This is a genomic window from Streptomyces sp. N35 (assembly GCF_016464295.1).
In the GTDB taxonomy this organism is placed as follows: Bacteria; Actinomycetota; Actinomycetes; order Streptomycetales; family Streptomycetaceae; genus Streptomyces.
Genome location: NZ_JAEIMH010000001.1, coordinates 42,148 through 51,597 on the forward strand (window position 1 = coordinate 42,148; position 9,450 = coordinate 51,597).

Consider the following 9,450-nt stretch of genomic DNA (forward strand, 5'->3'; position numbering starts at 1 on the left):
AAAGTCCTTTTTATGGGCTTTCCTGGGGGGTGGACGGATCGATCTTGCCACCGTGCGTACTGATCACGGAAATAGCTAGACTCGGTAGGGTTGATCGAGTCCGGTTATCGGTGAGGTGTACGCGGTGGCGAGAGGACGGACCCGGGGGCCCAGCCCGGCGCAGCTGCGCGCGTTCGTCGCGGTCGCCGAGCAGCTGCACTTCCGGGATGCCGCGGCGGCGATCGGGATGAGCCAGCCCGCGCTTTCGGGTGCGGTGTCGGCTCTCGAGGACGTACTGGGAGTACGGCTGGTCGAGCGCACCACGCGCAAGGTGCTCCTCACCGAGGCGGGGGAGCGGCTCGCGGGTCGGGCGCGTGCGGTGCTCGAAGCGATGGACGCGCTGGTCGAGGAGGCCGAGGCGGTGCGCGGGCCGTTCACGGGGGCGCTCCGGCTGGGCGTGATCCCGACGGTGGCGCCGTATCTGCTGCCGACGGTTCTGCGTCTCGTACGCGAGCGCTACCCGACCCTCGATCTGCAGATCCACGAGGAGCAGACGTCCTCGCTCGTCGAGGGCCTGGCGGCGGGCCGCCTCGATCTCCTGCTGCTCGCCGTGCCGCTCGGCGTTCCGGGCCTGGTGGAACTCCCGCTCTTCGACGAGGACTTCGTGCTCGTGGCGCCGCTCGGCCATGAGCTGGGCGGCCGCGAGGGCATCCCGCGGGCGGTGCTGCGCGAGCTCGACCTGCTGCTCCTCGGCGAAGGCCACTGCCTGCGCGACCAGGCCCTCGAGGTGTGCCGTGAGGCGGGCCGCGCCGACGCCCCCGTCACGACGACGGCCGCGAGCCTGTCGACCCTGGTCCAGCTGGTCGCGGGCGGGATCGGCGCGACCCTGCTGCCGCGCACGGCCCTGGACGTGGAAACCTCCCGCTCGTCCCAACTGGTCACGGGCACCTTCGCGAGCCCGGCACCGTCGCGCCGTATCGCACTGGTGGCACGGGCGGGCTCGGCGCGGGCGGAGGAGTACGCGGAGCTGGCGGAGGAACTGCGGGAGGCGGTGCGGGGGTTGCCGGTCAGCCCAGCCTCCAGCCGCTGCGGCGATTGAGCAGATCCGAACGCCGCCGCAGGCGCCACGAACCCGCACCCACCCGACCCACCGCACCCCCACCCGCACCCCCACCCGAGCTCACCCCCGGCAGCCCGCCTACTCCGTGCGCAACCCCTCCGGCCGCATCATCCGCAACAGCGGCGGCAGGCTCAGCAAGGTGACCGCGAGGACCACACCCGCGCCCACGCCCGTCATCGCCAGGACCGACGGCCAGTCCACGGCCACCGCGGTGTCGACCATCTTCAACAGGACCACACCGAGACCGAGACCGACGCCCGCGGCGAGCAGCAGTCCAAGGGCGATGGGGACGGCCGTCTGCCACAGCACCGACAGGCTCAGGGTGCGGCGCCGCGTGCCGAACGCGACCAGGGCCGCGAGCAGCTTGCGGCGCTCGCGGAGCTGCTCCAGCTGCGAGACCAGCAGGCTCGCGCCGATCAGGATCAGGACGCAGGTCGCGCCGACGAACAGACCCGTACGGATCGAGTCGAAGCGCTGCGACCTTTCCGTGGCGGCCAGTTGGTTGACCTCCGTGAGCGGGGCGATCTGCGCGACCGCGGTGCGCACCTCGTCCCGCGCGTCCGCCACCGCCGGGTCGGTCTTGACGTACAGGTGTCCCGTCATCGACTGCTGCGCGGCCGCGGGCAGCGCACCCGTCGTCACCAGGAAGCCGCCCGTCTCGCCGCCGCCGGGTGCGTCCTTCGCGGTGGCCTCCTTGATCTGTGCGGGCAGCCGCCACCGTACGGCCTCGCCCTTGTTCGTCCCGTACGTCGGGTCCAGATAGACCGTGCCGCCCGGCTTCGCGAGCCGGGAGGTCTCCTCGTCGTACTCGGCGTCGACGACCCGGAACACGTCACCGTCCTTGCAGGAGGGCAGCCCCGCCAGATCGCGCAGTGCGGCGCAACTCCCGCTCGTGACCATCGCGTTGCCCTCGGGATCGGTGGCACGGTCGGCCGCGACAGTCTGGATGACCGGCGCGATCACCGCGGTGACACCGGGGGTGTTCTCCAGCGTGCGCTGCTGTTCGGCGAGCCGGCTGAACGTGTCCCGGGACTCGGGCAGATACAGAGCGAGGTCCGCACGCGCCGGATCCTCGCCGGTCTCCTTCGTGTAGTACGAGGACACACCCGCGAACAGCATCTGCAGCGCGATCGCCCCCGCGACCGCGACCGCGATGCCGTTGACCAGGCGGGCCGCCGAGCCACTGCTCAACTGCAGGCGACGTACGGCCAGCTGCCAGGACACCGCGCCGCCGCCGAGCCGGGCGACGACCGCCTCGACCAGCCACGGCAGGATCGCCGTGATGCCGACCAGGAGCAGGACGACACCGCCGGTGACCATCCACTGGTTGAAGTCCCCGTTCTCGTTGCCCTTCCCGATCATCGGGGAGAGCAGGGCGAGTCCGGCGACCGGGAGCAGCAGCCGCCACCACAGGCGGCGCCGGGAGGGCTTCGCGGTGCGGACCACACCGAGCGGCTCGATCACCACGCCGCGCAGCGCGAACAGGGTCACCGCCACCGCGGCGGCCGGCACCGCGAGCGCCACCAGGACGACCAGCGCGGGGGCCGGGGCGAGGTCGTGCGAGAAGACGCTGATGTCCATCACCTGGAGCCGGGGCGCCAACTGCCGCGCGGCCAGGAACAGTCCACCGCCGACGACAAGGCCGAGCAGCGCTCCGGCGCAGGCCTCGCCGGCGGCGATCCGGCGCGCCATCCGGCCGTCCGCGCCGATCAGGCGCAGGGGGGCGGGCCGCCGGTCGCGCCGCCCGCCCCCGCACCGTACGGGCGTGGCGATGAACACGCCCACGGGCATGAGCAGCACGATGAAGATGATCAGTGTGAGCAGCAGCAGCCGCGGATCCATCTCCTCGCGCTGCGCGTCCGTGCCGAACGAGTCGAGCCGGTGCACCCGGTAGCCGGTGGCCACGAGATCGTCCGCGCCCTTGATGTACGACAGTTCATGCGGCCCGATGAGTCCGTCGTCGCCGATCGTGCCGACGACCTTTCCGTCGATGCGCTTGCCGAGCAGCTCCGCGTCACCGGACTTGAGGAGCTCGGCGAGCGCGGGCGACACCAGGACGTCACCGGCCTTCGGATAGGCCGAAATCCCGGGCGGCAGCGGGGCCTTGGCGCCGTCGGGCTGCATGATGCGGCCGCGCACGTCCTTGCCGCGGAACACCGTGTCGACCTGGGCCACGACCACCGTGTCGTCGCCCTTGGGCGTGACCTGGTCGCTCATCCGGTAGTCGTCGCGCGCCTCGCCGCGTATCTCACGGGACTGCAGCGCGTTCGGGATGGCCGTGGTCACCAGGAGCAGCGCCACCCCGAGCCCGACGCCGACCGCCGTGAGGACCGCCCGCACCCACCCTTCGCGCCCCCCGGTGGCGGCGAACCGGGCACCCATGGCCAGATCCCTGATCCACACGTTCACAGCACGTGCTCCATATCGCGCGACTTGCCGTCGCGTACGACGATCTCGCGGTCCGAATACGCGGCGACCCGGGCCTCGTGCGTGACGAGGACGACGGCGGCGTTGGACGAACGGGCCGCATCCGTCAGGAGCTGCATCACGCGCTCGCCGTTGAGCGAGTCGAGCGCACCGGTCGGCTCGTCCGCGAACAGCACCCGCGGGCCGGTGACCAGGGAGCGGGCCACCGCGACGCGCTGGCCCTGACCGCCGGAGACCTCGCCCGGACGCTTCTTCGCGAGGTCGTCGACCTCCAGGCGCTCCATCCAGGTGAGCGCCGTGCGCTCGGCCTCCTTGCGCTTGGCGCCGTTCAGACGCAGCGGAAGCGCGACGTTCTCGACGCAGCTCAACTCGGGGACGAGCTGGCCGAACTGGAAGACGAAGCCGAACTCGGAGCGGCGCAGCGCACTGCGCTCGGCATCGCTCATGCCGCTCAGCTCACGGCCGTTGTACGTGATGGTCCCGGCGTCCGGCGGCACGATGCCGGCGAGACAGTGCAGGAGCGTCGACTTGCCGGACCCGGAGGGGCCCATGACGGCGACGACCTCGCCGGCGTGGATGGAGAAGTGCGCTCCGTCGAGCGCGTGGGTCGGCCCGTAGGCCTTGCGCAGATCCTGCGCGGACAACAGGGAACCGGCAGGCGCGCTCATCCCTCGGTCACCGCCTTCGCCAGCTTGTCGAGACGCGCGGCGGTGAGCTCGAGCCAGCGCAGATCGGCTTCGAGATGGAACAGGGCGTGGTCGCAGATCAGTTGATCGGCGAGATCGCCCTTGCGCTTGCGGTCGGTGAGGATCCGCATCATCCGCAGATGCTCCGAGCGCTGCGTGTCGAGCAGATCGCCGGCGTCACGGCCGGTGAGCAGCGCGAGCACGACCTTCGTGTAGAGGGTCGAGGAGAGATACGGCTCGGGCTTCTCCGGCGTCGCCAGCCACTGCTGTACGTCGGTGATCCCGGCTTCCGTGATCGCGTACCGCTTGCGCTCGGGCCCGCCGCCGGCCTCCACGCCGTCGACCTCGACCAGGCCGTTCTTCAGGAGCCGCGACATCGTCGAGTAGACCTGCCCGTAGTGCAGCGGCTTGTCGTGCCCGAACTTCTCGTCGAAGGCGCGCTTGAGGTCGTAACCATGGCGGGGGCCGCTCTCGAGCAGGCCCAGGAGTGTGTGACCGATGGACATGCCGATGACTGTACACGGTGTGTATACCTCGCGTGTATACGTGGGGTGTATAGCTGGCTTTGCCCGTGGCTCAAGCCCTCACGGCTCAAGACCTCACAGCTCAAGCGCCCATAGCTCAAGCCCCCGTGGTCGAGCCGGGGCGCACGATCATCAGCACGGTGACGGTGGCCCACAGCAGGTTGAAGATCCCGGCCAGCATCGCGAGCCGGCGGTCGGCGCCCGGCTTGGGTGCGCGCTCGGCCTCCTCCGCGGCGTCGAGGGCCTCGTCCTGCGCGGGCAGGATCAGGACCATCAGGACGGCCGCCGCCGCGACGGTCAGCACGATCGACGCGATCAGCCAGGGATCGCCCATGACGCCGAGCGCGGCCGCGGTCGCGAACCCGAACACCGGCACCGCGATCCCGACACCGGAGTACACCCGGCAGACACGATGCAGCGTCCGCAGCGACGCGAGAGCCCCGGCGTCACCGGGCGGACCGGCCGCCTGGCGCAGGGCCGGCGGGAACATGCTGGCCGCGACGGCGACCGGCCCCACGGCCAGGACGGCGGCGAGGACATGGAGGGTGAGCAGCAGTTTCGTCATGGTGCCCCGACGCTAGCCAGCCGTCGCGGCCGCGCCCCAGTGGCCTTCGTGACGCATTTCCCACGGATACTGCCACGCCTCTCATGGAGCAACTCTCCGCTCAGTCCCCGGACTTGGGCGGCCGCCCCCTGCGAGGCAGCGGCCCCGCCGCCCCCGGCAGCCGCCCCGCATCCTTCAGCGCCTGCCGCAGCAGGAACTCGATCTGCGCGTTCGCGGACCGCAGTTCGTCCCCCGCCCACCGGGCCAGCGCGTCGTACACGAGCGGATCGAGCCGGAGCAGCACCTGCTTGCGCGCCGCCCCGGCCGACCGCTGACGAGGACCGGAACCGGGTTCGTGCTCGGGTTCGGGGTCCGCGCTCACTGGTACAGCGTCCCCGTGTTGATCACGGGCTGCGCCGCCCGGTCACCGCACAGGACCACCATCAGGTTGGACACCATCGCGGCCTTGCGCTCCTGGTCGAGCTCGACGATGTCCTGCTCCGTGATCCGCGCGATCGCCGACTCGACCATGCCGACCGCACCCTCGACGATCTGCTGGCGCGCCGCGACCACCGCACCGGCCTGCTGGCGCTGCAGCATCGCGGAGGCGATCTCGGGTGCGTACGCGAGGTGCGTGAACCGGGACTCGATGATGTGCACACCCGCCGCCTCGACCCGCGCGTGCAGCTCGATGGCCAGCTTCTCGGTGATCTCCTCGGCGTTCTCGCGCAGCGAGAGCTGCTCCGAGTCGTACGCGTCATAGGGGTACTCGATCGCGATGTGCCGTACGGCCGCCTCGGTCTGCGTCGAGACGAACTCGACGAAGTCGTCGACCTCGAACGAGGCCTGCGCGGTGTCCTCGACCTTCCAGACGACGACCGCGGCCAGTTCGATGGGGTTGCCGTAGGCGTCGTTGACCTTGAGGACGGCGGTCTCGTGGTTGCGGACGCGGGTGGAGATCTTGGTCCGCGAGGTGAGCGGGTTCACCCAGCGCAGACCGTCCTCGCGGATCGTCCCGCGGTAGCGCCCGAAGAGCTGGACCACCCGGGCCTCGCCCGGCGCGACCATGTTCAGACCGCACATCGCGAGGAACGCGGCGAGACCGATCAGGATCCCGGAGATGATCAGCGCCGCCTTCGCGCCGCCCGAGTCCACGGCCGTCGCGCCCACCACGAGCCCGACGCCGCCGAGCAGCCCGACGAGCCCGAAGAGCAGGGCGAGCCCGCCCCCGATGGAATGCGCCTGGAACTCCCGTACGCGCGGTTCCGGCATCTGCGGAACGTCGGGTGTGGGGGTGGTGTCTTGAGAGGTCATGTCCGGCTCCCCGTGGGTGTCCATGCCGACGAGACGCTCCCGTCGACCTAGCAAACTGCTATCACTTTATCGTGCGTACGAGAGCAGCGCCACATAGCTGTGAAGCGTCACGAATAGGTGTCAACTCCAGCAAACCGGACCAGTGATGGTGCCGGAACCGATCCTTCACATCCGGAGGAGCAACCGTTCGAGCCCCGTGGTAGTCGGTTCCTGTAGGACAGGTGCTGATTGTCACGTCCGTAAAAGACCGGATCGTCATCCCTTTGTCCCCAGCTGCGGTGTTAGCTTTCTGAGCTGACCCGGGGGAAGCCGAGACACGACTGGAGCAACGCGAACCATGGGCCGAGCGGAAGAGAGGCGAGCGAGGCAGCGCGGCGGCGGTGTCCGCCGAGCAGCGAGCCCGCCGCCGGCCGGCGCCCGCCGGATGGAGCGCGGACCGGACGTCGGTCAGCAGCGCGGACACCGCTCGGCCGGTTCCCCGTCGGACGGCTATGGACGCACACCCGGGGCCGGCCCCGGATACGGACGTGACGGCGGAGGCGACCACGGCAGCCGTGCCGACCGCCGCCGGGCAGCCACGCGCCGTGACCGCGATGATCGGAGTCTGTTGCGCCGAATATTCACCTGGAAGAAGATCCTCGGAACCTTCTTCGGGATGATCCTGCTCGGGATGGCGGCCGCCGTCGGCCTGTATCTGTATGTCGACATCCCCAATCCCAATGAGGACGCGACGCAGCAGAGCAACGTCTACAAGGACGCGAGCGGCAAGACGATCGCGAACGTCGGGGAGACCAAGCGCGAGATCGTCGGCCTCGACAAGATCCCGAAGCCGATCCAGCAGGTCGTCGTCGCGGCCGAGAACAAGACCTTCTACAAGGACCCCGGCGTCGACATCAAGGGCACGAGCCGCGGTGTCCTGAACACGCTCATGGGCAAGGGCAGGCAGGGTGGTTCGACGATCACCCAGCAGTACGTGAAGAACTTCTACCTGTCCCAGGAGCAGACGGTCAGCCGCAAGGTGCAGGAGCTGGTGATCGCCCTCAAGGTCGACCGTCAGGTGTCCAAGGAGGAGATCCTCGCCGGGTATCTGAACACCAGCTACTTCGGCCGGGGCGTGAACGGCATCCAGGCCGCCGCCCAGGCCTACTACGGCAAGGACGCGGACAAGCTCACCCTCTCCGAAGGCGCGTATCTCGCCGCCCTGCTCCAGGCGCCGAACCAGTACGACTGGGCGATCGCCTCCGAGACGGGCAAGACGCTCGCCAAGCAGCGCTGGGCGTACGCCCTCGACAACATGGTCGAGATGGGCTGGCTCTCCCCGAGCAAGCGCGCCGAGCAGACGTTCAAGGAGCCGATCAAGCCCACGCAGAACCCGGGTCTGAAGGGCCAGAACGGCTACATCGTCGAAGCCGCCAAGAACGAGCTCGCCCGGCATCTGATGGAGACCGACGAGATCACCGCCGAAGAGGCGCTGAAGAAGATCGACCAGGGCGGCTGGACGATCACGGTCAACATCGACAAGAAGAAGCAGAAGTCGCTGGAGAAGGCGGTCGCCGCCCAGCTGACCGACAAGCTCGACCCGAAGTCCCGCAAGGTGGACGCCGCGGTGAAGGCGGGCGCCGTCTCCGTCGACCCGAAGACCGGGAAGATCGTCGCCCTCTACGGTGGCGAGGACGCGCTCACGCAGCACAACATGGCGATCCAGCGCGACTACCAGGCGTCCTCCACCTTCAAGCCGGTGATCCTGGCCTCGGCCCTCGAGAACAGGTCGACCAAGGACGGCCGGCCGATCACGCCGAACACGATCTACGACGGCGACAGCAAGACGAAGATCGACTTCGGTGGCGGCCAGACCTACGCACCACCGAACGAGGGCAACGACGACTACGGCGATGTCACCGTCCAGCGCGGTATGGACAAGTCCATCAACTCGGTGTTCGCGGGCCTCGGTGCGGACGTCGGCATGGACAACGTCAAGGAGACCGCGGAAACCCTCGGCATGAAGGAGTTCGACCCGCACCCCGCCATGACCCTCGGGTCCATGGGTGCCAGCCCGCTCGACATGGCCGGTGTGTACGCGACCTTCGACGCGCACGGCAAGAAGGTCACGCCGTCGATCATCGCGAAGGCCCAGCACTCGAAGTCCGGCGAGTGGGTCCCCGAGCCCATCGGCGACCAGGTGATCAAGCGGGAGACCGCCGACACCATCACCTCGGTCCTGCAGGGCGTGACCAGTGACGGCACCGGCTCCACCGTGCTCAAGGGCGAGTACGCGGGCAAGTACAAGGCCGCGGGCAAGACCGGTACGTCCGACAACAACGTCTCGGCCCTGTTCGCGGGATACACCCCCGAACTGGTCACCGTCGTCGGTATCTACGGTGAGGCGCCCGAGGGCGGCGGAGGTCTGAAGCGGCCCGACGGCAAGCCGGCCGCGGCCGGCAACCACGTCTCCCTGCGCGGCGCCGGTGGCGAGGACACCATCCACGGCTCCGGCTTCCCGTCCCGCATCTGGGCCGCGTACACCCTCGGCGCCCTGAACGGCGGCTCGGACGCGCGCTTCGACCTGGAGACGGACATGGGCGTGGGCGTCGCCCCGCCGCCCACGACCGAACCGCCGACGACCCCGCCGCCCACGACGGAGCCGCCGGAGACCCAGGATCCGACGACGAAGCCGCCGACGGACGATCCCACGACCGAACCGCCGACGGACGATCCGACGACCGAACCGCCGACGGACGATCCGACGTACGAGCCGCCGATCACGATCGACCCGGACCCGGACGACCCCAACAACGATCAGGGCAAACCCCGGGATTAGCACCGGCCCCAAAGGGGGCCGGGACCCCCGCCGGTCCC

The 9,450-nt window shown here is 69.8% G+C and carries 8 protein-coding genes; 2 read left to right on the forward strand and 6 right to left on the reverse strand.

Annotated features, from left to right (window positions below; all coding sequences use genetic code 11):
* The first annotated feature begins 124 nt into the window (after positions 1-124).
* The gene (locus JAO81_RS00210; protein WP_374194237.1) at positions 125-1,078 is read left to right on the forward strand and encodes a LysR substrate-binding domain-containing protein; all 954 of its coding nucleotides are present in this window, start codon (positions 125-127) and stop codon (positions 1,076-1,078) included.
* Positions 1,079-1,177: 99 nt separating this feature from the next.
* Here the strand turns inward: JAO81_RS00210 and JAO81_RS00215 are convergent, their stop codons facing one another.
* From JAO81_RS00215 to JAO81_RS00240, 6 genes are all read right to left on the reverse strand, one after another.
* A complete protein-coding gene (locus tag JAO81_RS00215) occupies positions 1,178-3,481 on the reverse strand; it encodes an ABC transporter permease (protein ID WP_199545766.1) in 2,304 nt (767 codons plus the stop codon).
* 23 nt (positions 3,482-3,504) lie between these two features.
* Positions 3,505-4,194, reverse strand: coding sequence for an ABC transporter ATP-binding protein (locus JAO81_RS00220; protein WP_199545641.1), 690 nt, complete (start codon positions 4,192-4,194; stop codon positions 3,505-3,507).
* Positions 4,191-4,718, reverse strand: coding sequence for a PadR family transcriptional regulator (locus JAO81_RS00225; protein ID WP_165335484.1), 528 nt, complete (start codon positions 4,716-4,718; stop codon positions 4,191-4,193). Before JAO81_RS00225 ends, JAO81_RS00220 begins: the two co-directional genes overlap by 4 nt.
* Positions 4,719-4,833: 115 nt before the next feature.
* Positions 4,834-5,301, reverse strand: a complete 468-nt coding sequence (locus tag JAO81_RS00230) for a DUF2269 family protein (protein ID WP_199545642.1) — start codon at positions 5,299-5,301, stop codon at positions 4,834-4,836.
* 100 nt (positions 5,302-5,401) lie between these two features.
* Entirely contained in the window at positions 5,402-5,662 is a 261-nt protein-coding gene (locus tag JAO81_RS00235; RefSeq protein WP_307813082.1) for a hypothetical protein, read from the reverse strand.
* Positions 5,659-6,618 carry an SPFH domain-containing protein gene (locus tag JAO81_RS00240; RefSeq protein WP_374194238.1) on the reverse strand — a complete coding sequence of 320 codons (960 nt, stop codon included), beginning with the start codon at positions 6,616-6,618 and terminating at the stop codon, positions 5,659-5,661. Before JAO81_RS00240 ends, JAO81_RS00235 begins: the two co-directional genes overlap by 4 nt.
* Positions 6,619-6,931: 313 nt before the next feature.
* On the opposite strand from JAO81_RS00240, the gene JAO81_RS00245 reads away from it, so the two are divergent.
* The gene (locus tag JAO81_RS00245) at positions 6,932-9,412 is read left to right on the forward strand and encodes a transglycosylase domain-containing protein (RefSeq protein ID WP_199545644.1); all 2,481 of its coding nucleotides are present in this window, start codon (positions 6,932-6,934) and stop codon (positions 9,410-9,412) included.
* Positions 9,413-9,450: the final 38 nt, after the last annotated feature.

Excerpts from the sequence above, each read along its gene's own strand:
- JAO81_RS00215 (WP_199545766.1), bottom strand. The coding sequence starts at position 3,481 with ATGGGTGCCCGGTTCGCCGCCACCGGGGGGCGCGAAGGGTGGGTGCGG.
- JAO81_RS00220 (WP_199545641.1), bottom strand. The coding sequence starts at position 4,194 with ATGAGCGCGCCTGCCGGTTCCCTGTTGTCCGCGCAGGATCTGCGCAAG.
- JAO81_RS00225 (WP_165335484.1), bottom strand. The coding sequence starts at position 4,718 with ATGTCCATCGGTCACACACTCCTGGGCCTGCTCGAGAGCGGCCCCCGC.
- JAO81_RS00230 (WP_199545642.1), bottom strand. The coding sequence starts at position 5,301 with ATGACGAAACTGCTGCTCACCCTCCATGTCCTCGCCGCCGTCCTGGCC.
- JAO81_RS00240 (WP_374194238.1), bottom strand. The coding sequence starts at position 6,618 with ATGGACACCCACGGGGAGCCGGACATGACCTCTCAAGACACCACCCCC.
- JAO81_RS00245 (WP_199545644.1), top strand. The coding sequence starts at position 6,932 with ATGGGCCGAGCGGAAGAGAGGCGAGCGAGGCAGCGCGGCGGCGGTGTC.